We start from the raw sequence: 23,871 nt of genomic DNA, 5'->3' as shown, positions 1-23,871 counted from the left end.
GGCGTGGCGATGGCCGCCCGGCAGGCGCCGATACTGGGGAGGAACGTGGTGTTGAACGGATCAGCGCGGACGGAAGTGTCCGCAGGTTGCGTGCGCCGGACGGGGCGCTGCGCATGCCGGCGATGAGCGACACCACGATGACGCCGGGATTCTTCGGCGTGGACGACCGGCGACTGTTCTGCATCCGCCACCTTCCGCGGCAGGCGCGCGCGGACGCCGTCGTGCTGATGTGCCCGCCGCTGCTGCATGAACACATGCGCAGCTACCGTTTCTTCTCGCAACTGGCCGGAATGATCGCGGACCGCGGCATGGCGTGCCTGCGCTTCGACTATTTCGGTACCGGCGATTCGGAAGGCGAGGAGTCCGCGTTCGATCCCGAAGGCGCGTCGCGCGACCTGGCACTGGCCGCCGCCGCCGCGCGCAGCATCGCGCCCGGCGTGCCGCTGTACCTCATGGCCGTGCGCGCGTCGGCCATGTTCGCATGGCGGGAAGCGGCGTCGCTCGGCGCGTCGGCGCTCTGGCTCTGGCAACCCGTCGTCGACGGCGCGCGCCATGTCGAGACCTTGCGCAGGCGCGATGCGAGCGAACGCAACTCGCGGTCGCGCTACCCGCGTGCACGCTCGGCCGCACCCGCGACGCCCGACGATCTGATGGGCTATCGCCTGCCTTCAGGTTTTCCCGCGCAGATGCGGGCGCTGCGTCTCGACGGCGATCCGGGCGTGCCGGTGGCGCTGTTCGACACGCCGGTGGGCGAAGGCCCGGTCCGCGCGGATGCGCGCTTCGTGCTGCCCGACGCCTTGCAGCGATGGACCAGCGAAATCGATCTCGATGGCCTCATTCCCCTGGGCGGGCTGCAGGAGGTCCTCGACCAGGCCACGCAGTGGCAACCGGAGCGGCACGCGCATGGATGATGTGATTCCGCTGGATGGCGGCAAGGCGTTCGGCCTGCTGACCCGTGCGCAGGGGACGCGCCGTGGACGCACGTTCGTCCTGTTCAACGCCGGCCTGATCCACCGGATGGGTCCGTTCCGTCTGCACGTCCGGCTGGCGCGCACGCTGGCGGCCGAAGGGTACGACGTGCTGCGCTTCGACCTGCCGATGGTGGGCGATGCCCCCGCGGGCTCGCATCCCGGCAAGACGGAGGTCGTGCGGGAGGCGATGGATGCCGCGCAGGCCGCCACCGGCAATGATCGCTTCATCGTCGGTGGCATCTGCAGTGCGGCCGACCTCGGCTGGCGCACGGCGGTGAAGGATCCGCGCGTGGACGGCCTGTGGCTGCTCGATGGCCTGGCCGTGCAGAACGCGTGGTTCCGGGTGGGCCAGATGGGACTGGTGCTGTCGCGCGCGCCGACGCGCTGGTTCGGCATGCTGGCGCGCTTCTTCCGGTCCCGTCCGGAGGATGCGCCGGGCCTGCTCGATTACCGCGACTGGCCTGCGCACCCGCAATTCCTGGACGAACTGGATCAACTGCTCGAGCGCGGCGTCCGCATCTTCGCGCTCTATACCGGCGGTGTTTCGTATTACCTGCTCCATCCCCGGCAACTCGACGCCACGTTCGGCCGTCATCGCCACCACCCGCACCTGCGCGTTGCGTTCAGGCCGGAGATCGACCACCTGATCCTGTCGCCGTCGCACCGCGACGACGTGCTCGCGCAGGTGCGCGACTGGGCGGTGGCGGCATGACGGCGCGCTTGCGTACCTCGCTGTACGCCCGCCGCCGCGCGCGGCCCCTGCGCGTCGTGTTCGTCGGGCCCGCACGCGTGCCGCGCTGGCTGACCTGCGCGTTCGAACTGTCGCGCGACCGTGACGACATGGAGTTGCTCGCCGTGTACGCGGAAGCGCACGCGGAGCCGTCGCCGCGCCGGCTGCCGCTCGGCCTGTTCCCGTTCCTCTGGCTGGAGCGCACGCTGCTCCGACTGTTCCTGCGCCTGCGCGGACGTCCGATGGAAGGCCCGCTGACCACGGGGACGCTGCCCGCGGACCTGCATGGCCCTGCGACGGGAGACACCTCCGTCCTGCGCGATTCCGCCGCGATCCGCGACCGCCTGTCCGCGCTGGCCCCGGACCTGGTCATCTGCATGGCGCCGGTCGCATGGGGCCGTGCCTTCGCCAGCGTGGCCACGCACGGCTGCTGGCTGCTCGACGGCGACCTGCGTGATCCTGTGCGTGCGGGTGCGGCCCTGCTGTCGCCGATCCTGGAAGGGCACGATGCCACGCCGATCACGCTGGAGCTGTGCCGGGACGGAGCCGCCGCGCCCGAGGTGCTGGCCGGCAGCTGGGGCGCGACGCGCGCCGTGTCCTTCAGCCAGCATCGCGACATGGCGTTCCTGAAGCTGCCCGCGCTGCTGCTGCGCGCGATCCGCGACCTGCCCGACACGGGCGGCACCGCGTCGATGGCGCGTCTGCAGGTGGGGCCGGCGCCGATCCGCTGGAACATGGGCATGTGCGTGCATGCCGCGTGGATCGCGCTGCGCCTGCTCCTGCAGTCCGGCGCACGGCGCCGCGCCACGCACCAACCCTGGTACGTGCTGATGCCGGATGCCGCAGACCCGGTACTGCCGGAGGCACCGCGCATCGGCGCCTCGCGTGCGCTGGTGGCGCCGGGCAAGGACTACTGGGCGGATCCTTTCCTGGTCGACGACGACGCACGTTGCCTGCTGTTCGTCGAGGAGTTCGTCGATGCGCGCAACCAGGGCGTGATCGCATGCCTGCAGATCCTGGACGACGGTACGGCGATCAATCTAGGCACCGTGCTGGACGAGCCCTTCCACCTTTCCTATCCGCAGGTGTTCCGCTGGGAAGGGGCGTGGTACATGACGGTGGAATCCTACGAGGCCGATCGCGTCAGCCTGTACCGCACGACCGACTTTCCGCGCGGCTGGACCCGCGTTTGCGATCTGCTCGAAGGCTGCGCCTGCGTGGACCCGACGCTGCACCACCATGACGGGCACTGGTACCTGTTCGGCAACGTATCCGAGAGTGGCGGCAATCCGTCCGACGAACTGTTCCTGTTCGTCGCCGACGCGCTCGAGGGACCCTACCGCCCGCATCCGGCCAACCCGCTCGTCGCGGACGTGCGCAGCGCGCGTCCGGCAGGCCGGTTGTTCCACCACGGCGGGCGCCTTTGGCGTCCCGCCCAGTGCTGTGCACCGGTGTATGGCGCGGCGGTGGTGTTCAACGAAGTCATCGAACTCGATCCCGAACGCTACCGCGAGCGCAGGAGTTCGCAACTGGACCCGACCTGGGCACCGGACCACGATGGGTGCCATACCTTCAATGCCGCCGGGCGATGGCAGGTGCTGGACGCCCACGGCGTGCCACCCGATGCAGCGCGACGGATGCCGGTGACCCACGATCCCGCGGCACGCTCGCCACGCATGGCGTCTCGGGTTTCGCACGTGATGCAGCAGTCGCGGCTGGGACTGCTGTGGGGCGCGTCGCTCTGGCCGTGGTACCTGTGACGTCGCGCAGAAAGCAGAAAGGCCGGGGAACCCAGGGTTCCGCCGGCCTCGTGATCGTGTGCCGCGGGGGCGCGGCGACGGCTTACTTCTGCCCGTCCAGCTCCCACTGCTGGTCCGCCCAGTAGACCAGCGGCAGCGACAGCAGGGCACTGGTCAGCCGTGGGCTGCTGCGCCGCAGTGCCGACATCGCGCGGCGCGCATTGGCTTTGGCGCTCCGCGCGGCGCGCGAGGCGACACTGGTCGTGGCAGCGGTGCCGACATCACCCGACGCCGGAACGGTCGAGGTGCTGCCACCGGTCACCGCCGGGGCCGTACCTGCGGACATCGGCTGGCTACCCGCCGTCGTCGCCGTATTGGTCAGCGGGGGCAGGGTGCCGCCGGTGACGCGTCCGCTGGTCGGCGGCGGCGCCGTGGTGCCGCCGGGCAGCGCGGACTGCGGGATGTGGATGATGTACGTATCGATGTTGTTGGCGTCGTTGACCGCCCAGTTGCTGTTGAACGCGATCCGGGTGAAGTCGCGGCTCACCGAGGCGTGCGGCTCGGACCAGTAGCCGCCCGCGGACTCGGCGCGGCGCGTATAGCCCAGCGCATACACGCGCGGGTTCGCCTTCAGTTCCACGGCGTAGATCTTGTTGGTGAACCACGGCCAGGAACCATCGCGCGCGCCGGTGGTGGCGTAGGTGCTCCAGACCATCCAGCCCGGCTTGCTGAAGCCCTTGCCGGAGAAGTGCATCGCGGTCGCGGCACCGTTGGCGTAGCTGGGGAAGAGCACGGTGCGCGGGCAGACCGGCGCCGTCGTGGCGCTGGCGGCAACCGCCGGGCAGGCGTCGACGTCGGTGAAGAACACATCGCCGGCCGAGCTCTGGTAGTCCACCGACACGTAGTAGTCCTGGCCGTTCGGGCCCAGCGCCATGTCGGAGTGCTCGCTCTTGGCGTGCAGCTTCTTCTTCTGGGTGAAGTCGGGCGACCACGCCCACGTGCCGGTGTCGTCGGACGAGGTGATGTACCAGCGACCCGAGGCGGACATGCTGGAGTGATCGGGGCGGTTGCTGTCCTGGCGGCTGCCGACCAGACGGTTCTGCTGGAGATCCCACACGATGTAGCCCAGCAGGCCGAAGTTGCTGTTCTCCACCTGGAAGCCCCAGTACCGGCCATCAGCCGACGGCGAGCCTTCCGATTTGGTCCAGATGTGGGCGGCGGTCGACGCCCACGACGGCAGCTTGCCGTTGAAGTCCGCCGCCACCGTGTGCGTGTTGGTGCGCACATCGAGCGACAGCAGCGTGGTGCCGCCGTTAGTGGGCAGGTAGTACAGGATATTGGGATTGGTGGGGTGCCACTGCGGCTCGGCATCGCCGGCCATGTGGTACGCCGAGGACACGTTGGCGTTGGCCACCTTGGGCGACAGCGCGCGGACGTGCGCCAGGGTGTTGGCGTTGTAGAGGTGCCACCAGCCATCGTTCGAGTAGACGATGAAATAGGTGTTGTCGGCGTTGAACGCCTGCCGGCGCGAGTAGTCGTTGCGGGCGAAGGTGCTCGGCGGCTCGACGGCATGGTCCGTGGCACGGACCAGGCAGGTGTTGAAGTTCGGCTCCTTCAACACGGCGCCCTTGGCGGGCTTGCCCAGCGCCGGCATGGCCGGATTGACCTTGCCCTCGGCGAGGGAGAAGCCGGAGGTGTAGAACGAGTTGCAGACACCCAGCGACTGGGCGTGGGCGGCCGAAGCGACCAGGCCCAGCGGGACCAGCACGAGGCCCAGCAGGCTACGGGGGGACAAAATGCGGGATGCAGTCATCTAGAACGGCTCCTGTCGGCCGTTGTGTATCGAAAAACGGGGACCCCCTGTCCGATGGCCAGTCTATACGACGTTATGCGTGGCGCTGCCGATTGGTTCACGGATCGGCGAATCGCTTCTGGCCGGATTCAAACCTGATTCACGTTTTTGCGCTTTATGGGCGCTGGTATACAGCCCGCCCACAGCATCGTGAAGGACACCTTCACGAACGACATGGCCGCAGCCAGCGTGTCGTCTGGGGAGCGAGTAGACGCCATGGCGCGGCGTCCCCGTCAACACTGCAAGACGCCAAACCGGGTCGCACGTCTCACATTTGCCTATACTCGAAGGCAAAGGGAGGAATGTGCATCAGGAGGCCATTCTTGCGGAAAGATGCACCAGGGGCAGGGCATGCGGGTGACCTCCGGTTTCCGTTGACGGATGCGCAGGCGGAGAAGTGGCTGGGGAGCCGCTACAGCGACGAGGCCACCCTGGCGTTCGGGGAAGCCTTCGAGTTGGTGATGGATGGGCCGCTGGATCGCACGCGCTTCGAGAATGCGCTGCGCGAGGTGGTGTCGCGGCACCAGGCGCTGGCGGTCGCGTTTTCGCGCGACGGTACCGAGCAGTTCTACCAGCCGCAGTGCGCGGTGGCGCTGCAGGTCGAAGACCTGTCCGCCGTGGACGACGCGGAAGCCGCCTACGCCGCCGCGTGCCGCCGGTGGCGCGCGACACCGTTCGATCCTGCGGTCGCACCCCTGGTGAGGGGCATCCTGTACGCGTTCGCGCCCGACCACCATCGGTTGTTCATGGCCGCGCATCACCTGGTGATGGATGGGTGGTCCATGCGGGTGGTGCTGAAGGACCTGATGGACCACTACAACGCGACGACGCCCGAGGCGCGTGCACGCATTCCGGCTGCGGATCGCTGGAGCGACTTCGTGCGGCAAGAACGCGCGCGTCGCGACGGGCCCGAAGGCGCGCGCAGCCTGGCGTACTGGCGCGCGCGGTTCGCCACGCTGCCGGAACCCTTGCGGCTGCCCACCGATCGGCCCAGGCCTGCGCGGATCCGTTTCGACGCCGCCAGTTTCACGGTGGAGCTGCCCGTGGCGCGGTGGCAGCAGATCCGGGAGCGCGCACGCGATACCGGCACCACGCGGTTCGCGCTGCTGCTGTCGGCGTACTTCGCATTGCTGCATCGGCTGAGCGGACAGACCGACCTGGTCTGCGGCATTCCTTTCGCCGGTGCGGCACGCGGCGGTGGCGCGCGCGTCGTGGGCGATACCGACAACACCCTGCCGCTGCGGGTGGAGGTGGACCCGGCCGCCCCGCTCGAAGCGCTGGCGCGACAGGTGCAGGCCCGCCTGGCGGAGGCGGCGGATCACCAGGACACTTCGCTCGGACGCATCGTGGATGCGCTCCAACTGCCGCGGCACGCGGGGCGCATGCTGCTGCTGGAATCCATCTTCACCCTGGCCCCGTCGCTCGACAAGCTGCGCATGGAAGACGTGCGCTGCGCGTTGAACGTGCTTCCGCGTTCGGCCGCCGCCTGGGAACTGGGTTTTTACTGGCACCAGACGCCCGGGGCTCTGGTGCTGGAGGTGCAATACCAGACCGCGTTGTACGACGCGACGACGCTGCGCGACTGGGTGGGCCTGTACCTGCGCCTGCTGGAGGAAGTCGCGTCAGGGAACGAGGCGGCTATCCAGTCCATCGACCTGACGTCCTCGCAGCCGCTGGCGAACTTCGCGCTCGTCAACGACATCGCACCGCCGGGCGGGGATGCCCCGTCCCTGGTGGCGATGCTGGAACAGGCCTTCGCCGCGCATCCGGCGCGTAAGGCCGCCGCATGCGGGCCCCATTCGATCGAGTACGCGACGCTCGACCAGCGCACGCGCGCCGCAGCGGGCGGACTTGCCGCGCGTGGCATCGGGCGTGGCGATCTGGTCGGCATCGCGCTGCCGCGATCGCTGGACATGCTGGTGGCGGTCGTGGCGGTGCTGCGCGCCGGGGCGGCCTACGTGCCACTGGACCTGGCCTTTCCTCCCCAGCGCCTGCGGCACATGGCCGACCATGCCGGCCTGCGCACGCTTCTGGTCGGCGAGGGCGCGGCGCTGCCCGACGGACTGGCGGAAGGTCGGGCGTTGCTCACGTTGGCGGAAGTGCAGTCGACCGGTGAGGACGGAGCGCTGCCCCGGGTCGCGGAAGACGATGCGGCCTACGTGCTGTACACGTCCGGCTCGACCGGTGAACCGAAAGGGGTGCGGATCCTGCATCGCAACCTGGTCAACTTCGTGGCCACGATGCGCGAACAGCCGGGCTGTACCCGTGACGACGTGGTGTGCTCGGCGACCACGCTCTCGTTCGACATCGCCGCGCTCGAGCTGTACCTGCCGCTGGTCTGCGGCGCGCAGGTGGTGATCGCCGACGATGCGGAACATCGCGACCCCGAAGCCCTGTGCCGCTTGATCGAGCGGCACGGATGCACGCTGTTCCAGACCACGCCGTCGCTGATGGCGCTGCTGCAGGAGGTGGGACGCACCGAGGTGCTCGCGCCCCTGCGCCTGCTGGTCGGCGGCGAAGCGTTGCCGCTTCCGCTGGCGCGTACGCTGCACGGGCAATGCCGCGAACTCTGGAACATGTATGGGCCGACGGAAACGACCGTATGGTCGAGCCTTCATCGCATCGACGGAAGCGAGGACACCGTGCCGTTGGGACAACCGGTCGCCCGCACGCGCTTCTATCTGCTGGATGGACAGCGGCGACCGGCCCTGCCGCACGCGCTGGGAGAGATATGGATCGGCGGCGCAGGGGTTGCCGATGGATATCTGCATCGGCCCGACCTGAGCAGCGAGCGGTTCGTCCGCGATCCCTTCGCCGATGACGGCTCGCGCATGTACCGCACCGGCGACCTGGGCCGCCTGCATGCGGGGCGGCTCCACTTCCACGGGCGCGCGGACGAGCAGATCAAGCTGCGCGGGTACCGCATCGAACCGGGCGACATCGAAGCGGCGGCGGGCGACGACGGCGTCACCGAGTGCGTGGCGGTCGTGCGTACCCTAGACGGCGGCGACCAGGTGCTTGTGCTGTATGCGTCGACGGCGGCCGAGCCGGCCGGGGTGGAGCAACGCCTCCGCCAGCGCTTGACGGCTGCCTTGCCGGCCTACATGCGTCCGCACTACATCGAAGTACTGGAACGCCTGCCGAAGACGCCCAACGGCAAGATCGACCGGCGCGCGCTGCCGCCGCCCACGCTGGATGCCTCCACGCCGCTGCGTCGCCGCGTCGCGCCCCGCACGCCGCTTGAGCGCGAACTCTGCGAACAGTGGGCGCGATTGCTGCAGCGGTCCGAGGTCGGGGTGGATGACGATTTCTTCGAGTCCGGTGGCTACTCGCTGCTGGCCGTGCGCATGTTCAACGAACTCCACCGGCGGCATGGCGTGGACCTGCCGCTGGCCACGCTGATCGCGCATCCCACCGTGGCCACGCTTGCGCAGGCCATCGAGGCGACGGTGGCGGTGGCCGGCGAGGGCGAAGGTGTCGCGGTCGCGGACGGACGGTGCCTGGTGACCCTGCGTGCCGGCGGGCACGGCATACCGTTGTTCCTCGTGCATGCCGTCGGCGGCAACGTGCTCAATTACATGCCGCTGCTCGACGCGTTGCCATCGTGGCAGCCGGTTTTCGGCGTGCAGGCGGCGGGTCTCGACGGGATGTCGGCCGCTTCGACACGTGTGGAGACCATGGCCGACGCCTATGCCACCGCGATCCAGGCCGCGCGGCCGCAGGGCCCGCTGATGCTGGCAGGCGGGTCGATGGGGGGTGTACTCGCGCTGGAAACGGCGCGCCTGCTGCGTGCGTCTGGGCGCGAGATGGTGCTGCTGGCGATGTTCGATACGTTCGGGCCCGGCCTGATGCATCGCCGGTGGTGGCGGCGCGTGCCGCTTTGGCGCGAAGCGCTGGCGCACACGCCATGGACCGAACTCCTCCGTCGCCTGCGCGTGCGGCTGTGGGACTCGCCGCGTGCGGGCTGGCGCCACCGGCGTTCGCCGGGACTTCCCTTGCCGCAGCAGGTACGCCTGCAACAGGTCGAGCGCGCCCATCACCAAGCGCTCGCCTCGTATCGGCCGCACCCCTATCCGGGCGACGTCGCCCTGTTCCGGACCCCCCTGCGTGGGCACGAGGACGATGACGCGCTGGGCTGGCGCGGGTGGGTGGAAGGCCGGATCGAGGTGTACACGCTACCCGGCCGTCACCACGACTTCATCGACCAGCCGGAGCTCGCGCAGCGCTTCGCCGCCTGCGTCGCGGGGGTACAGGCAGCCCGGCCATGACCGACCGGCGCGCCTTTGTGCGTTGTACCCGTGATGCCTGACGCCGTTTCTTCCCAGCCCCTGCCCGCCGTCTTTCGCGGCAAGCCCGCGCCATGAGCCGCGAAGACGGCACGACGGCGCCGCGAAAGCGAAGCGTGGGCGCGCACTACCTGCGCTACTCCTCGGCCAGCCTGCTGGTCATGGTCGCCGGCCTGGTGTCGTTCCCGCTGCTGACGCGGCTGCTGGACAACACGCAGTACGGCATCCTCGGCTACTACGAGACGTGGCTGATGATCGGCGTCGCCGTGGCGAAGCTGGGCGCGCAGCACGCCATCCTGCGCTTCTATCCCTACCAGGACGAAGCCCGCGCGCTGCCGGGGTTCGCCACCAACATGTTCCTGCTGCCGTTGCTGGTGTCGTGCGGCATCTGGGCGGTGGGCATCACGGTGTTCGCGTGCGTGGACTGGTTCGGCGGCGTCTCGTTCTCGCCGGTGCTGTGGATGGCGGTGATGATGGTGCCGCTGCAGGTGTTCGTCAGCCTGGTGCAGATGGTGCTGCGCGCAGGCGAGCACTCCGGCGTGCTGATGGTTACCCGGGTGGCGTGGCGATGGCTGGAACTGGTGCTGATGGTGGGCGCGGTCGCCTGGCTGGAACGCTCCGCCATGGCGGCCTACGGCGGCAAGATGCTGGCCGCCGGCATCGTGGTGGTGTTCTACGTGTACTGGGTGCGCAAGCACCTCTCGTTCTCGCGCCAGCTGGACTGGTCGCAGATGCGCAGGACGCTGGGTTACGGCATGCCGCTGGTGGTGAACGAGATCGCCACGGTGCTGCTGATTTCCATCGGCCGGCTGATGCTGAAGGGGATCACCGGGGATTTCGCCGCGGTGGGCATCTTCACCATCGGCTACTCGCTGGCGCTGCAGGTCAGCCTGCTGATGAGCGCGGCGCTGTCGGAGTCGTTCATTCCGGTGGCCAATCGCAGCTGGGAGACCGGGGGTGCGGAGGCGGTGCGCGCGCTCAAGGCCAAGGTGCTGTTCCCCATGACGTACGCGTCGGTCGGTATCGCCGTGGCCATCGGCTGCATCGGCAGCGAAGCCGTGCAGGCCATCAGCGGCGCCGACAAGGCACCCTCCGGCGCCGTGTTCGCCTGGCTGGGAGCGCTGTATGCGCTGTACCCGCTGCTGGAAATCGGCGGCTATGGCCTGTTGCTGCACAAGCGTTCGAAGACGGTGCTTTACATGACGCTGGCGGCCACCGCGTTGAACGCGCTGCTGAACCTGTGGCTGATCCCCGCGCATGGCTATCTGGGCGCGACGTGGGCCACGGTGGCCAGTTTCTCCGTGCTGGGGTTCGGGCTTTACCTGCTGTGCCCGCGCGACCTGCGCTACCGCCCCGATCTGCGCGCGTGGAGCGTGGCGGGCGGTGCGGGACTGGCGTTCGTGCTGGCGGTGGAAGGAAGCGGCCTGTTCGGGTTGGCGTCGCCGTGGGCAAGGCTGTTCGCGGCAGGTGGCCTGTGGGTGTTGCTCTACGTATTGCCGGTACTGATGCTGGACGCGCGCCTGCGCGACCTGGCACGCCACTGGCGGACGCGGAGCGCCGCATGACCGCGCACCCGCGGGAGTCACGCGCCTGATGTGGTGGCTGTCGCCGCTGTCATGGCTGCTGCTGGCGCTCGTCGGCCTGGCGGTCTCGCTCGCGTGGCGACCCCGCATGCGCCTGTGGCGCGCGGTCTGCATGGGCGTGATCGTGGTGTCCTTCATCGCCATGACACCCTGGGTGGCCAACCTGCTGGTGCATTCGCTGGAAAGTCGGGTGACGCCTTCCGCCGACTGCCGTGCGCGATCACCGGGTGTGGCGGTCGTGCTTGCCGGCGGCGTGGACCGCAAGGCGCACACGCAGGACAACTACAGCGTGCTGACCCAAGCGAGCCGTCGGCGCGCCGAAGCGGCGGCGCGCTGGTGGCGCGAGGCGCCGGGACGGCAGCTGGTGCTCGCCGGCGGCAGCGGCTGGCAGGGCAGCCCGCCCGAGGCGCGATTGATGGCGGCCTACCTGCGCGCACTGGGCGTGCCGGCCGACGCCATGCGGCTCGAAACGCATTCGCGCACGACGTGGGAGAACGCCCGCCACCTTGCGGCGTTGACGCCGGCGTTGCCGCGCGACATCGTGCTGGTCACGTCCGCACTGCACATGCCGCGGGCTTCCTTTTCGCTGCAGCAGGCGGGCTTCCGTACATGCCCTCTCGCGACCGATGAACGCTACGTCGCGTTCCAGCACGCAGGCTTCCTGGTGCCCGACAGTGGTGGCCTGGCCAAGACCGAAGCCGCCTTGCACGAATGGGTGGGTTTGCTGGCCTATCGCCTGTACGACCGCGAGGCGGCCCTGCCGCGCGCGGATGGCACCTTCCCCGACCACGCGCGCTAAGTCAGTCGTCGGTCCTGCCGTAGCGGCGGGGCGCCATGCGCGCCGCCAGGGGGAAGCGGTCGCCGATGCCGCGCATCGCCGGCGCCGGTTCGTTGGCCGGCGCGGGGCCGGCCGCCGCCACGCTGCCCGTCGCGGGCGCACGGCGCTTCAGGGCGAAGTAGTGCTCCATCAGGCCGCACAGCGCCCAGAAGTTGGCCATCACCGCGCCTTCGAAGAACGGGCTGCCGTAGACATTGCCCAAGGCGGTGCAGACCGCGAGCAGAATGAAACCCAGCGAGAGTGCCTTGCCTTCGGCATCGCTGGCAGGCACCGAGCGCGTGAAGCGCACGCCCATCCACAGCACGCGCGCCAGCAGGAACAGCAGGGCGAACAGGCCCAGCGGCCCGCATTCCGCCAGCATCAGGAAGTAGATGCTGTGCGCGTCGTAGCCTGCATAGCGCGGCACGTACGTGCCGATATGCTGCTTGAAACGGTTCAGGCCGACGCCCACCGGGTGTTCGGTCCACATCTGCGTGGCGCCGCCCCAGATCTCGAAGCGGCTGGCGGTACTGACGTCGAGCTGTTCTTCGCCCACCGAGTCCTGTTGCTCGGTCTCGGCCACGCGCTGGGTGACGCTCTCCGGCAGGAAGCCGATCGCGGGCACCATCAGCAGGCTGATGGCCACCGCCAGCACCACGTTGCGACGCACCAGCAGCAGGGCGAACGCGACCAGCGCGATCAGGTAGGACTGGCGCGAATAGGTCGCCATGATCGCGACCACCATGATCGCGCAGCCGGCGATCGCCGCCATGCGCCAGAACTTCTGCTTGCGGAAGAACAGCGCCATGGCGATGAACATCGGCAGGAACATCGCGTAGAAGACGCCCGCGCGGTTGGCGGTCGAGTAGTCGGTGCCGAACGGGCCCGAGGCACGCCGCGATTCGTTGTAGTTGCCGAACCCGTAGTCCAGTCCTTCGCGGATCGCCTCCACGCCCGCCACCGCCGCGACGATCATGACGAAGATGATCAGCTGCCGCGTTCCTTTCGCATCCTGACCGCAACGCCGGTAGACGAAGTACAGCAGCGGATAGAAGATCAGGTTCTTGAGATAGGTGAAATCCTCCATGAAGTTGCGCGGCATGGTGGCCTGCGCGATCAGGAAGGCGATGGTGAGGGCGGCGAAGAGCAGCAGCAGCGCCGGCGTCAGGTAGCCGCGCGGGTCCAGCGGCTGGTAGCGACGGCCCCCCATCAGCAGCGCACCGAGCACCACGATGAAGATGATGTTGGCGAGGTTCAGCCCCGGGATGCCGGTGTCCACCGACAGGTGCAGCATGTTCGGCATGAACAGCAGGGGCACCGCGAGCAGCAGCCGCATCCACATGGGTCAGGCTCCTGACGCGACGTCGCCGTCGAGGAAGCGCTGCGCCCACAGTTCCAGGCAGAGCGCCTGCCACAGCGCCTCACTGCGATCGATGTCGCGCTCCACGTGGTCGTGCAGCAGCGCCTGCGCGGCGGACGCCTGCAGCAGGCCGCGTTCGCGGAAGGCACGGCTGCCGAAGGTGTCGGCGGCCAGCGTGCGCAGTGGCCCGCGGAACCAGTCCGCCAGCGGAATCGCGAAGCCTTGCTTGGGCTTGCTGATGGCGCGCGGCGGCAACCATTTGTTGGCCACCTCGCGCAGCAGGTGCTTGCCGCGGCCGTCGCGGACGCGGTAGCCCACCGGCAGCGACAGCGCGAACTGCACCAGGTCCGGCTGCAGGAACGGCGAGCGCCCTTCCAGTGACGCGGCCATCGCCATGCGGTCGAGTTTCACGAGGATGTCATCGGGCAGATAGCTCTGCAGGTCGATGGCGACCGCGCGGTCCAGCGGTTCGTCACCCGCACCGAGATCGCTGCCGGGCTGTGCGAGTGCCGGCAGGTGGAAGTGGTTGCTGCCGCCCGCCTGCGGGCGCAGGCGCTGCGCGATGTCCGAGCGCATGACGGCGACGCCGCTCAGGTAACGCTCGTCGAACCGCAGCCGCAGGCGCTCGCCGACGCGGGCCAGCCGTTCGCCGTACGGATTGGGCGCCACGGCACCGGCCAGCGACAATCCTGCCGCGACCGGGCCCCGCATCGCGCCCAGGCGCTCGAGCTTCATCAGCTTGAGATAGCGGTCGTAGCCGCCGAACATCTCGTCGCCGCCGTCACCGGTCAGCACCATCTTCACGTGCTGCCGCGCGAGTTGCGAGACGAGGAAGGTCGGTACGGCGGAGGAGTCGGCGAACGGTTCGTCGAAGTGCCAGACCAGCGTCTTCAGCAGGTCGACCGCATCGGGCTCTACCACCAGTTCATGGTGTTCGGTGCCCAGATGCGCCGCGACGCGGCGCGCGTCGTCGAGTTCGTTGTAGGCCGCTTCCTTGAAGCCGATGGTGAACGTCTTCACCGGCTGTCCCAGGTGGCGCGCCATCAGCGCGACAACCGTGCTGGAATCGAGCCCGCCACTGAGGAAGGCACCGAAGGGCACATCCGATACCAGTCGACTCGCGACCGCACGGTCCAGCAACGCCTCCAACTGCTCCGCCGCTTCCGGCTCGCTCAGCGAGGTCTTGGGCGAGAGCGAGGGCTGCCAATAGCGATGCAGACTGATCTGGCCGTCGCGGTAGCGCAGGAAGTGCGCAGGCGGCAGCTTGTGGACGCCCGCGAACACGCTGTAAGGCGACGGCACGTAGCCGTAGGTGAGGTAGGCGCGGAGCGCATCGTCGTTGAGGTCGCGCGGGCAGTCGGGAGATTGCAGCAGCGACTTCAACTCGGAACCGAACAGCACGCGGCGCTCGTCGTGCGCGTAGTAGAGCGGTTTCTCGCCCAGGCGGTCGCGGGCCAGCACCAGTTCCTGCGTGCGGCGGTCCCAGATGGCGACCCCGAACATGCCGTCCAGCTGCGCGAAGATGCCGACGCCGTCGCGCAGGTATCCCTGCAGGATCACCTCGGTGTCGCTCTGGCTGGCGAAGGCGTGGCCATCGCGCTCCAGGCCCGCGCGCAGTTCGCGGTAGTTGTAGATCTCGCCGTTGAAGACGATCGTGACCTGGTGGTCGGCCCCGTACATCGGCTGGTGACCACCGCCGACGTCGATGATCGACAGCCGCCGCATGCCCAGTAGTGCGCGCTCGTCGTGGTGCAGGCCCTCGTCGTCGGGACCGCGATGGTGGATGACGGCGTTCATGCGCCGGCCCAGCGCGGGGTCGGGCGCCGGCTGGCCGGGAGCGACCACGAGTCCTGCAATGCCGCACATGGTCAGGCGTTCCCGTTGTGCGCGGGCGTGCCGTGGGCAAGCAGGCGTTCGCCGCGATACAGCTGTACCAGCCGGTTGAGCACCTGATCGAGGCCGGCGTGCGTCCGTACCGTCGCGCGGGCGGCTTCACCCATGGCGGTGCGCCTGGCGCCATCCATCGCCGCCGCCTCCGCGAGGCACGTCGCCAGGGCGGCACGGTCGCCGGGTTCGAACAGCCAGCCGTTCTCGCCGGGGCGCACGAAATCCTCGTTGCCGCTGATGCGGCTGGCGACCATCGGCAGGCCGGATGCCATCGATTCCAGCAAGGTGTTGGACAGGCCCTCGATGCGCGAGGTCAGCACGCCGATGTTGCCTTCGGCCAAGGGGGCTTCGATGTCGTCGCGGTGGCCGGCGAAGGCGATGCGCGATTCCAGGTCGAGCGCACGCACGCGCGCCTTGAGTTCGGCTTCCAGACGGCCGGTCCCGACCAGCAGCAGGCCGGCCGTGGGGTGGTCCTGCGCGATGTCGGAGAAGGCGTCGACCAGCACGTTCAGGCCCTTTTCCGCCTCCAGCCGGCCGATGAACACGAAGCGCGGCGGCAGGGCGCCGTCACGACGGATGCCGGCGAAGCGCGACGTGTCGACCGCGTTGGGCAGGGCGACGATGCGCTCCGGCGGAATGCCGCGCGATTCCAGCGTGCGCGCGATGCGGCGGCTGATCGCCTGCCAGTGTTCGGTGCGTCGAAGCGCGCGCTGGGCGAGCGTGTCGACCAGGCCCGTGCGCGGCGCCAGCGTGCCCTTCTCGAGTTCCCACCAGCCGGACACCTTGGTCAGCACGCGAACGTCCAGCCATTGGCCCATCACCGCGCAGATCGCGGCCATGCGGTGCGCGATGTGGACATGCCACGCGTCGTAGCGACGGCTGCGTGCATACAGGAAGGCGATCGTGCGCAGCCACAGCAACGGACTGGCGAGCAGCGGCAGGCGCGGGAAGGCCAGCCGGCAGACGACCGCGCCATCCACGCGCTCGACGCGCGCGGGCGACGCATAGGGAAGGCGGGGTACGAGGATGGTGACGCGGTGTCCCCGCGCGCGAAGGCCGCGCGCCAGCGTACGGACCTGCGCCTCCGCGCCACCGCCCTTGTGCGCCGGATAGGCGGCTTCCATCACCATCAGCACGCGCAACGCGTCAGCGGACATCCATGTACCTCCGCATCCACAGCTCCAGCACCAGCAGTTGCCAGAGCGCGTTGGAGTGGTCCCAGCCACCGGCCATGTGCAGGTCGACCAGGCGTTCGATGAAGGCCGGGTTCACCCAGCCGCGCTGGCGGGTGCGCTCATCCAGCAGCACCTCGCGCACGCGCGCCTGCAGGGCAGGGTCTTCCTTCATCCATATGGCGATGGGCAAACCGAAGCCCTGTTTGCGCTTGCTCAGGATCTCCGCAGGCAGGATGTCGGCGACCGCCTGCTTGAACAGATACCGCTTCTTCAGGCCGCGCACCTTGTAGTGCGCCGCCAGGCGCCCGCAGTAGTCGACCAGCGCGGGATCCAGGTACGGGAAGCGCACCGACACGCCGTGCTGGCGGCAGGCGCGATGGACCTTCACCAGGTCGTTCTGCGCGATGGCCATCAGCAGGTCCAGCCGCATGATCTGGTGCAGCGGTTCCGTGCGCGGACCGATGGCGTACACGCCACGCATGAAGTCCAGCGAGGCATCCTGCGGCACCTGCGCGCGGAAGGCGGGCGTCAGTAGTTCGCCGTAGAAATCCGAGGCGAAGGAGTCGTCGGTATAGAAGCGGTCCGGGTTCGGCAGCGAGCCACGGCGGGTGAAGTTCTGCACGCGGTTGAGCACGTGTACATGGCCGCCGCCGACGGTCTCGCCAATGGCGCGCGCGGCCGCCTTCAGCGGGGAAGGCAGCCGGTAGAACGCCTCCATCACCTTGTCCTTGGCGTAGCGCTGGTTGCCGCCGAAGATCTCGTCGCCGCCGTCGCCGCCCAGCATGGTCGCGAAACCCTGGCTGTGGCCGAGTTCGGCGCACGCCAGCGTGGGTACGGCCGAGGCATTGCCGAAAGGCTGGTCGTAGGCATCGATCACCGAGTCCAGCAGGCCGAGCGCACGGTGGCGGTCGACCTTCGCCAGGTGCGGCTGTGCGCCACAGGCTTCGCTGGCCAGTCGCGCGAAATCCAGTTCGTCATAACCGGCTTCGGGAAAGCCGATGGAGCAGCTGTGCACCTGTGATCCGCCCTGGCGCGCCAGGATGCTGACGATGCTGCTGCTGTCGGTGCCGCCGCTGAGGAAGCAGCCCCAGTCCCCATCCGATGAAGGACGGAAGTCCTGCACGGTCGCGATCATGCGTTCGCGCAGATCGTGCGCGAGCTGCGTGTCGGTGCCCTGCAGGTCGGCCGGATACTCCGGCAGGTAGTAGCGCGTGCTGCCGTCAGCGCCGGCATCGAGCGTGAGCACGCAGCCCGGCTCGACGCGACGGATGTCGCGATGGATGGTCAGCGGCGCCGGGATGCAGGTGAAGTTGAGGTAGTGGTAGACCGCCGTCAGGTCGACCTCATTGCCGACGCCCGGGGCGTCGAGCAACAGGCGCAGATCGGTGGCGACGGCGAAATGGCCGTCGCGGCGGTACCAGAACAGCGGCAGCGATCCGAAGTGGTCGGTGAACGCGGTGAGTCCGGCGGGGCCGGCCTGCCAGCTGGCGGAGGCGAAGCGACCACGCCAGTGGCGCTGCGGCGCCGTCGCCGTACCGGCGGCAGCCTCCTCGAGATCGCCCGAGATCAGGTCGGCGATCGCCAGCCAGTGACGGCCGTCGGCGTGCCGGCCATGCCGCACCCCGGCGGTCGTGGCCACCTGCAGCGTTCCGCCACCCACGTCCCGCACCTGCAGGCCGGGCTTGGTCGCCAGCCAGGCAGCGGCCTGCGGCCCGCTGGCCAGGATGAAGTCTTCGCAGAGCGAACCGGCGGAGCTCATGCGTCGTCCCGTGCTGAGCCGATGGGCGACAGCGGAACGGCGCCGGCGTCGGTGGCCGGTGCCTGCAGGCAGCGGTCGTAGACGCGGGTCGTCGATCGCACCAGCTGCTCCACCGAATAGCGCTGGCGCGCCACCTGGGCCGCCTGTTGCGACAGCCGCTGGCGCAATGCCGCGTCCGTGCCGAGCGACTGCAGGCAACGCGCGAGCGCTTCGGCGTCGTCGCTGGGGAACAGCAGGCCGGTCGCGTCGTCCTCCACCAGCTCGGGATTGCCGCCTACGTCCGAGGCGATCACCGGGCAGCCGGCCGCCATGGCTTCCATGAGAACGTTCGACATGCCTTCGTACGAAGAGGGGAGGATCAGGAAATCGGCGGATTGCATCAGGGCGGCAGTGTCCTTGCGTTCGCCTAGGAAACGTACATCGGCGTCCAGACCGGCCGCCTCGCGCATCGCGTCGATGTCGCCGCGCAACGGTCCGTTGCCGGCCAGCGCCACCCAGGGGCGTTCATCCGCGGGAAGGCGGGCGAGGGCGCGCATCAGGCAGGCCAGGTTCTTTTCTTTCACCAGCCGGCCGACGAACAACGCGAAAGGACGGTCCGCCGGCGCGCCGATGGCCTGGCGCAGGGCCTCGCGCTGGCCGATGGGCAGGGGCTCGGGGGGCAGCATGCCGTTCGGCACCACGTCGATCCGCGCCAGCGGCACGCCCGCCCGCTGGGCCGCGGCGACTGCGCCGGCTCGCGCATTCGCGATCACCGCCGCCGAGCGCGACAGGATGAAGCGCTTGATGCGCCAGAAGCGTTCGGATTCGTCCAGGTACAAACCGCGGATCGACGCCACCATGGGAGGCCGCGGACGCGCGAGCCAGCCGGACACGATCGTCCACAGTTCCGCCGTCAGCGAGAACGCGTGGACCAGGTCGTAGCGCTGGCGGCGCAACAGCGCCGCGTAGGCCAGCACGAAGCGCAGGTCAAGCCGGCCACGCTTGGGAATGTGGTGCACCACGATGCCCTGCGCGCGCAGGTCGCGGACCAGGAACGACTCCTTGCGGAAGAACACGAGTTCCGCCTGCCACTGTCGACGGTCCAGGCCGCCGAGCAGGTAGGTGATCTGGCGCTGGCTGCCGCCCACTTCCATCTCGTCGCTTACCACCAGCAGCTTCCTAGGACGCATGTGCGACACCCTCCATCAGGTCCTGCAAGCGGCGTGCCTCCTTGCGCGCGTCGAACTCGCGCTCGACCTTGGCACGGGCTCCAGCGACGACCTGCCGTCGCAGGTCGGCATCTTCCAGCAGGCGCTGCATGGCATCGGCCAGGGCGGCCGGCTGCTTTTCGTCCACCAGCAGGCCGGTGGCTTCGTGCTCGACCAGCTCGGGAATACCGGACACGCGCGTGCTGACGACCGGGCAGCCGGTGGCCATGGCTTCCATCAGCGCCACCGGGATGCCGTCGCGGTTGCCGTCGGGCGCCACTTCGGAAGGCAGCACGAACAATGCCGCCTCGCCCATCCAGCGGCGCACGACGTCCTGCGGCTGCGCACCGCAGAACTCGATCCTGTCGGCCACGCCGCGGGCCTGCGCGAGCGCGCGCAGCGACGCATCCAGCGGGCCGGACCCCAGCAGGCGGCACTGGAAATCGACGCCGCGCGCCTGCAGCAGGGCGAGCGCTTCCACCAGCGTGGCGAAGCCCTTGATCGGGTCGAGCCGGCCGACGGTGAGGATCTGGTGCGGCAGGCGGCCGTCCGGCTGCCAGGGATTCGCGCGCAGGTCGACGCCGCAATGGATCACATGCAGCCTGTCACGCGCCTGCGCGGTCTCGCGTTCGCTCAGCCATTCCACGTTGAAGCGCGAAATCGTGACGGCGACGGCGGCATCCTGGATCTTGCGTGCGATCAGTTGCCGTTCGATGAAGATGTCGTGCGCGTGGCAGGTGAAACCGAACGGCACGTCCAGGACGCGCGACAGCGTCCAGGCGGCGGTAGACGGGTAGGTCGCCCAGTGCGCGTGCAGGACCTGCGGCTTGAAACCGTGCAGCCAGTCCACGTGCTCCAGCCCGCGCAGCCAGGCGGCGAGCGATTTGGCCAGCACCGATGGCGAACGCCAACTGTCGGCAACGACGCTGCCGAGGGTAGCGATGACGGCGCCGGGATTGCGCAGGAAGGCCTTGGTCGCGCCCCACAGTGCATGCAGCGGCGAACGCGGATGCCGCACGCGGTCCATCAGGGCCTGCGCATCGGCCTGCACCAGCGTCTCCGACGGCTTCTTCAGCGAGATGATCCGTACGTCGACGCCGTTCTCGATCAGCGCGGTGATCTCGCGGACGATGAACGTCTCCGACCAGCAGGGAAACAACGACACCACGTACACGGCGCGTTGCAGGGGAGGGTGGGCGGTCATCGGCGAACGTCTTCCAGTCGGGTGGTCTGCCAGAGGTGCGCCTCGGGATCGCGCAGGTAGTCCGCGAGGGCGAGCATGGCACTGGTATTGAGGCTGAGGAACGCAACGGCCAGGCGCACCGGCAGCAGCGTCGCCAGTCGCGGCCAGCCGCGACCGAGCACGGCGATGGCGTAGCCGGACAGCTGCAACGCGAGCAGCAGCGGATAGAGCATGCCGCCTCGCAGCGCCAGCGCGACGTTCGACAACAGCGCGAGCGCGAGCAGCCAGGGCGCGAGCAGGCGCAGCCACTTGTGGCCCCACAGCCGCCAGGCGAGCGGGTGAGCGCCCGGGATGGCCAGCGCAGGTTGCAGGTGGATCAGCTGGAAGTTTCCGGCCAGCGTGCGCCGCTTGCGGCGTTCCTCGTCGGCGGGATTGGCCGGTGTGCGGTCGAAGGCCTGGGCCTCGGGCACGAACACGGTGCGGTATCCCGCACGGGCGATGCCCAGCGGGATCCACATGTCGTCCAGCACGATGCCGCCGGGGATGGCGGGGATCAGCGTGCGACGTGCGGCGTACAGCGCGCCGGTGGCGCCCACCAGCGAACCGCTGGCGCTTTCCAGCCGCCGGATCGCCTTCTCGTAGCGCCAGTAGGCGTCCACGCCCTTGCCGTAACCATCGCCGGCTTCCAGCACGAGTTCGCCGCTCGCCGCCCCGACCGTGGGATCCGCCAGTACCGAGGCGAGCGCGCGCGCCGCCGCGGGATCGATGCGCTGGCGCACATCGTTGAACAGCACGATGTCCGCATCGAGCAGCGGCACCACGTTGCCCAGGCAGGCCGACTTGCCGCGCCGCTCGCCGAAGGCGAATACGCGGATGCGTTGCGGATCCCGTTGTGCCGCGAACCGGTCGCTGCCGTCCGTGCAGCCATCGCACGCCACGTTGATGCGCAGGCGGTCGTGCGGGTAGTCGAGCGCCAGCAGGTTGTCCAGTTTCGCGGGCAGTTCGCGCATGCCGTTGTGCACCACCAGCAGCACGTCGATCGTGGGCAGCGCGGCCGCGGCGTGGACCGGGCGCGGCCGGACGCGGGCCAGCAACGCCATCAGCAGCGGATAGCCTGCGTACGCGAACGCCACCAGGGCCAGCGATGCCCAGAACAGCAGGGTCATGCGCGCCGTCCCAGCACGCCGAGGGCACCGGCACGCAGGCGTTCGTAACCGGTGTCGCCGAGCATGCGCTTGGCGAGCGCCAGGCCCCGGTAGCGCAACCGCTCGTGGCCGATGGCCACCGGGTCGCGCCGGATCCAGCGCTGGAAGGTCACATGCCGCGTCGCCGCCGTCATCGCCATGCGGGGAAGCGGGCCCGTAGCGCCATCCGCGGCGGCGAGCACGCCGGGTTCCGACGAAAGCACGTGCGTGTAGCCGCACTCCCGTGCGATCGGCAGCAGGTCCTTCGGCATGCGGCCGCCGGGCGGTGCCAGCAGCGTGACCGGCGTGCCGATGCGCTGTTCGATCTCCTCGCGCGCGGCGGTCAGCGTGTGTCGAAGGCGGTGCGCATCGAGCTGGGTGAGGTAGACGTGGTCATAGCCATGCGACTGGATCGACATGCCCGCATCCGCCATCTCCCGCAGCTGGCGCCAGTCGAGGAAGCCGGGGGTGCCGACCGTGGCGGGATTGATGAAGAAGTCGGCGGTGATGCCGTGGCGCGACAACAGCGGCAGCGCGAGCGCGTGGTTGCTGGCGTGCCCGTCGTCGAACGTGACCAGTACGCGCGCCTGCGAGGTGCCGTCCAGCAACGCGGCGGCGCTGCTGCCACCCCCCGCGGACGCCACTTCGCGCATCTGTTCGTCGAACTCGTCCACCGCGAGCGTGTAGTGCGGATCCTGCCCGTCGGGCACGGCGCCGGTATGCAACGCGTGGTACATCAGCGCGACGACGGGGCCGGGTTCCACGGCTGGCGGGGTGGGGAGCGGCATGGCGCGGCGTCAGCGGTAGAACGTGACCGACAGGGCCACGACGTTCTCGACATAGTCCTGGCTGCTGATCGAGCTGTTGCGCTTGCGGTGCAGGTAGTCGACCTGCGCGCCCCAATGACGGCTGAAGCGCATCGCCAGGCCGGTGCCGAGGATGGTGTCGGTATCGTCGCGGTCGATATTGGTGAACTCGCGCTTGTAGCGCTGCGCCACGCCGGTCAGGCTCAGGCGCGCGGTCAGGCCGTAACGTGCGGAGACCGAGATGCCAGAGTTGTCGGCGTCGAAGCTCTCGTCGCGCAGGTAGCGCAGTTGTTCGACGTACGGTTCGGCCAGCAGCGTCAGGCGCTCGCCGGTGAACTCGTATCCCACGCTCGCACGTTTCTGCTTGAAGGTGTCCGGGATGATCTGCAGGTTCGGATCGCCCGGCTGGCCGACGCCCGGACCACCGGGGGTGCCCGGATCGGTGGGTTCGCCCGGCGCACCCACGCGCTGGATCAGGTCCTGCGAGGCGTCGCCGAACTGGTAGCTGGCCCGCCCGCTCAGTTGGCTGCGCGGCGCGACCTGCCAGCCTGCATAGCCGCGGAACAGCGCGCTGGACGTTCCATCCGCACCTTCCGGCTTCAGCCGCGAATAACCGGCGCTGACGTCGAGATTGAGCTTGGACAGTTCGCTCAGGTAGGTGACATAGGCGTCGTAGCGCTTGTAGTTGTAGAACTCGGAGATAGTGTCGTACTCGGTCTGCCCGGCCTCAAGATTGAATACCAGCGTGTCGGTGGTGCTCAGGGGGCGCAGCAGGCGTGCCGCGGCCGAGTAGCGATCGCTGTTGAACGTCTCGGTCTCTTCCGCCCAGCTGTTGGTGTAGCGGAGGTCCAGCACGCCGCGCATCGTCTCGCCGAAACGGGCCATCAGCGTCGGGCCTGCTTCGAAGACGTTGATCTTCTGCTGGTTGCCGGGAGTGAACGCGGCCAGCGAGTCCACCGACTGCTCGCTGAGGGAATCGCGGGCGTAGAAGGTCAGGCGCTCGGGCAGCAGCGTCCATTCCAGCTCGCCGGTGAACTCGCCGCGGGTATCGTCCTGGTAGACATCGTCCATGTAGTCCAGGTACTGCACGTTGCCGCGCAGCCGGGTGGTGAGCACCGAGCTGTCGTGGGTCAGGTCGAACCTGACCTGCGGCGAGAGGATGTCCTCGCTGATCTCGTTCGCTGCCTGCAGCACGATGTTGTCGCTATGCATGTAGCGCATGCTGACGTCGTAATCCAGGCGCGCGGCCTGCGCACCGAACGGCAAGGCGGCCGCGAGTGCGGCGCACAGGATGCGCCGGCGCGTGGACAGGGTACGGTGGAGGCTGTGGCGGGACGTGGCCATGGTTTCTT

The 23,871-nt window shown here is 69.1% G+C and carries 16 protein-coding genes; 6 read left to right on the top strand and 10 right to left on the bottom strand.

Going from position 1 to position 23,871, the window contains the following annotated elements; all coding sequences use genetic code 11:
- The first annotated feature begins 122 nt into the window (after window positions 1–122).
- The 3 genes from ACSQ19_RS01175 to ACSQ19_RS01165 are packed head-to-tail and all read left to right on the top strand — an operon-like array spanning window position 123 to window position 3,461.
- Window positions 123–911, top strand: a complete 789-nt coding sequence (locus tag ACSQ19_RS01175; protein ID WP_435999400.1) for a hypothetical protein — start codon at window positions 123–125, stop codon at window positions 909–911.
- Window positions 904–1,683 (top strand): alpha/beta fold hydrolase, encoded by a 780-nt coding sequence (locus ACSQ19_RS01170; protein ID WP_296282575.1) that lies wholly within the window; start codon window positions 904–906, stop codon window positions 1,681–1,683. The genes ACSQ19_RS01175 and ACSQ19_RS01170 overlap by 8 nt, the downstream gene beginning before the upstream one ends.
- Complete coding sequence (locus ACSQ19_RS01165; protein ID WP_435999397.1) at window positions 1,680–3,461, top strand: glucosamine inositolphosphorylceramide transferase family protein; 1,782 nt, start codon at window positions 1,680–1,682, stop codon at window positions 3,459–3,461. The genes ACSQ19_RS01170 and ACSQ19_RS01165 overlap by 4 nt, the downstream gene beginning before the upstream one ends.
- A gap of 82 nt (window positions 3,462–3,543) precedes the next feature.
- Here the strand turns inward: ACSQ19_RS01165 and ACSQ19_RS01160 are convergent, their stop codons facing one another.
- Entirely contained in the window at window positions 3,544–5,253 is a 1,710-nt protein-coding gene (locus ACSQ19_RS01160) for a hypothetical protein (RefSeq protein WP_435999395.1), read from the bottom strand.
- A gap of 413 nt (window positions 5,254–5,666) precedes the next feature.
- Between ACSQ19_RS01160 and ACSQ19_RS01155 the strand changes: the two genes are divergently transcribed.
- The 3 genes from ACSQ19_RS01155 to ACSQ19_RS01145 all read left to right on the top strand — a co-directional run bounded on the left by ACSQ19_RS01155 (window position 5,667) and on the right by ACSQ19_RS01145 (window position 11,960).
- Window positions 5,667–9,560: a non-ribosomal peptide synthetase gene (locus ACSQ19_RS01155; RefSeq protein ID WP_435999393.1), complete on the top strand. Its 3,894-nt coding sequence runs from the start codon at window positions 5,667–5,669 to the stop codon at window positions 9,558–9,560.
- 92 nt (window positions 9,561–9,652) lie between these two features.
- Entirely contained in the window at window positions 9,653–11,143 is a 1,491-nt protein-coding gene (locus ACSQ19_RS01150) for a lipopolysaccharide biosynthesis protein (RefSeq protein ID WP_435999391.1), read from the top strand.
- A 28-nt stretch (window positions 11,144–11,171) separates the two neighbouring features.
- Window positions 11,172–11,960, top strand: coding sequence for a YdcF family protein (locus tag ACSQ19_RS01145; protein WP_435999389.1), 789 nt, complete (start codon window positions 11,172–11,174; stop codon window positions 11,958–11,960).
- 1 nt (window position 11,961) lies between these two features.
- Here ACSQ19_RS01145 and ACSQ19_RS01140 read toward each other — a convergent pair whose 3' ends face one another.
- Genes ACSQ19_RS01140 through ACSQ19_RS01100 form a run of 9 tightly spaced genes read right to left on the bottom strand, consistent with a single transcriptional unit; the run spans window position 11,962 to window position 23,863 of the window.
- Complete coding sequence (locus ACSQ19_RS01140) at window positions 11,962–13,320, bottom strand: O-antigen ligase family protein (protein ID WP_435999387.1); 1,359 nt, start codon at window positions 13,318–13,320, stop codon at window positions 11,962–11,964.
- A gap of 3 nt (window positions 13,321–13,323) precedes the next feature.
- Window positions 13,324–15,204 (bottom strand): asparagine synthase (glutamine-hydrolyzing), encoded by a 1,881-nt coding sequence (asnB, locus tag ACSQ19_RS01135; RefSeq protein ID WP_435999385.1) that lies wholly within the window; start codon window positions 15,202–15,204, stop codon window positions 13,324–13,326.
- A gap of 2 nt (window positions 15,205–15,206) precedes the next feature.
- Window positions 15,207–16,382, bottom strand: coding sequence for a glycosyltransferase family 4 protein (locus ACSQ19_RS01130; RefSeq protein ID WP_435999383.1), 1,176 nt, complete (start codon window positions 16,380–16,382; stop codon window positions 15,207–15,209).
- A complete protein-coding gene (locus ACSQ19_RS01125) occupies window positions 16,372–18,159 on the bottom strand; it encodes an asparagine synthetase B family protein (protein WP_435999381.1) in 1,788 nt (595 codons plus the stop codon). The genes ACSQ19_RS01130 and ACSQ19_RS01125 overlap by 11 nt, the downstream gene beginning before the upstream one ends.
- A complete protein-coding gene (locus ACSQ19_RS01120) occupies window positions 18,156–19,328 on the bottom strand; it encodes a glycosyltransferase family 4 protein (protein WP_296282585.1) in 1,173 nt (390 codons plus the stop codon). The genes ACSQ19_RS01125 and ACSQ19_RS01120 overlap by 4 nt, the downstream gene beginning before the upstream one ends.
- Window positions 19,318–20,550: a glycosyltransferase gene (locus ACSQ19_RS01115; protein WP_435999379.1), complete on the bottom strand. Its 1,233-nt coding sequence runs from the start codon at window positions 20,548–20,550 to the stop codon at window positions 19,318–19,320. The genes ACSQ19_RS01120 and ACSQ19_RS01115 overlap by 11 nt, the downstream gene beginning before the upstream one ends.
- Window positions 20,547–21,695, bottom strand: coding sequence for a glycosyltransferase family 2 protein (locus ACSQ19_RS01110; protein ID WP_435999377.1), 1,149 nt, complete (start codon window positions 21,693–21,695; stop codon window positions 20,547–20,549). The genes ACSQ19_RS01115 and ACSQ19_RS01110 overlap by 4 nt, the downstream gene beginning before the upstream one ends.
- The gene (locus ACSQ19_RS01105) at window positions 21,692–22,501 is read right to left on the bottom strand and encodes a polysaccharide deacetylase family protein (RefSeq protein WP_435999375.1); all 810 of its coding nucleotides are present in this window, start codon (window positions 22,499–22,501) and stop codon (window positions 21,692–21,694) included. Before ACSQ19_RS01105 ends, ACSQ19_RS01110 begins: the two co-directional genes overlap by 4 nt.
- Before the next feature lie 9 nt (window positions 22,502–22,510).
- Complete coding sequence (locus ACSQ19_RS01100; RefSeq protein WP_435999373.1) at window positions 22,511–23,863, bottom strand: outer membrane beta-barrel protein; 1,353 nt, start codon at window positions 23,861–23,863, stop codon at window positions 22,511–22,513.
- Window positions 23,864–23,871: the final 8 nt, after the last annotated feature.

The sequence above is a fragment of the Pseudoxanthomonas sp. LjRoot127 genome (genome assembly GCF_964253495.1).
Lineage (GTDB): Bacteria > Pseudomonadota > Gammaproteobacteria > Xanthomonadales > Xanthomonadaceae > Pseudoxanthomonas_A.
This window is presented reverse-complemented; position numbering and strand designations above follow the sequence as displayed.

Bases quoted from the DNA above. Each gene is read 5' to 3' on its own strand.
- ACSQ19_RS01140 (WP_435999387.1), bottom strand. From the start codon at position 13,320: ATGTGGATGCGGCTGCTGCTCGCGGTGCCCCTGCTGTTCATGCCGAAC.
- ACSQ19_RS01125 (WP_435999381.1), bottom strand. From the start codon at position 18,159: ATGAGCTCCGCCGGTTCGCTCTGCGAAGACTTCATCCTGGCCAGCGGG.
- ACSQ19_RS01160 (WP_435999395.1), bottom strand. From the start codon at position 5,253: ATGACTGCATCCCGCATTTTGTCCCCCCGTAGCCTGCTGGGCCTCGTG.
- asnB (WP_435999385.1), bottom strand. From the start codon at position 15,204: ATGTGCGGCATTGCAGGACTCGTGGTCGCTCCCGGCCAGCCGGCGCCC.
- ACSQ19_RS01120 (WP_296282585.1), bottom strand. From the start codon at position 19,328: ATGCGTCCTAGGAAGCTGCTGGTGGTAAGCGACGAGATGGAAGTGGGC.
- ACSQ19_RS01110 (WP_435999377.1), bottom strand. From the start codon at position 21,695: ATGACCCTGCTGTTCTGGGCATCGCTGGCCCTGGTGGCGTTCGCGTAC.
- ACSQ19_RS01150 (WP_435999391.1), top strand. From the start codon at position 9,653: ATGAGCCGCGAAGACGGCACGACGGCGCCGCGAAAGCGAAGCGTGGGC.
- ACSQ19_RS01170 (WP_296282575.1), top strand. From the start codon at position 904: ATGGATGATGTGATTCCGCTGGATGGCGGCAAGGCGTTCGGCCTGCTG.
- ACSQ19_RS01130 (WP_435999383.1), bottom strand. From the start codon at position 16,382: ATGTCCGCTGACGCGTTGCGCGTGCTGATGGTGATGGAAGCCGCCTAT.
- ACSQ19_RS01165 (WP_435999397.1), top strand. From the start codon at position 1,680: ATGACGGCGCGCTTGCGTACCTCGCTGTACGCCCGCCGCCGCGCGCGG.
- ACSQ19_RS01145 (WP_435999389.1), top strand. From the start codon at position 11,172: ATGTGGTGGCTGTCGCCGCTGTCATGGCTGCTGCTGGCGCTCGTCGGC.
- ACSQ19_RS01105 (WP_435999375.1), bottom strand. From the start codon at position 22,501: ATGCCGCTCCCCACCCCGCCAGCCGTGGAACCCGGCCCCGTCGTCGCG.
- ACSQ19_RS01175 (WP_435999400.1), top strand. From the start codon at position 123: ATGAGCGACACCACGATGACGCCGGGATTCTTCGGCGTGGACGACCGG.
- ACSQ19_RS01100 (WP_435999373.1), bottom strand. From the start codon at position 23,863: ATGGCCACGTCCCGCCACAGCCTCCACCGTACCCTGTCCACGCGCCGG.
- ACSQ19_RS01115 (WP_435999379.1), bottom strand. From the start codon at position 20,550: ATGACCGCCCACCCTCCCCTGCAACGCGCCGTGTACGTGGTGTCGTTG.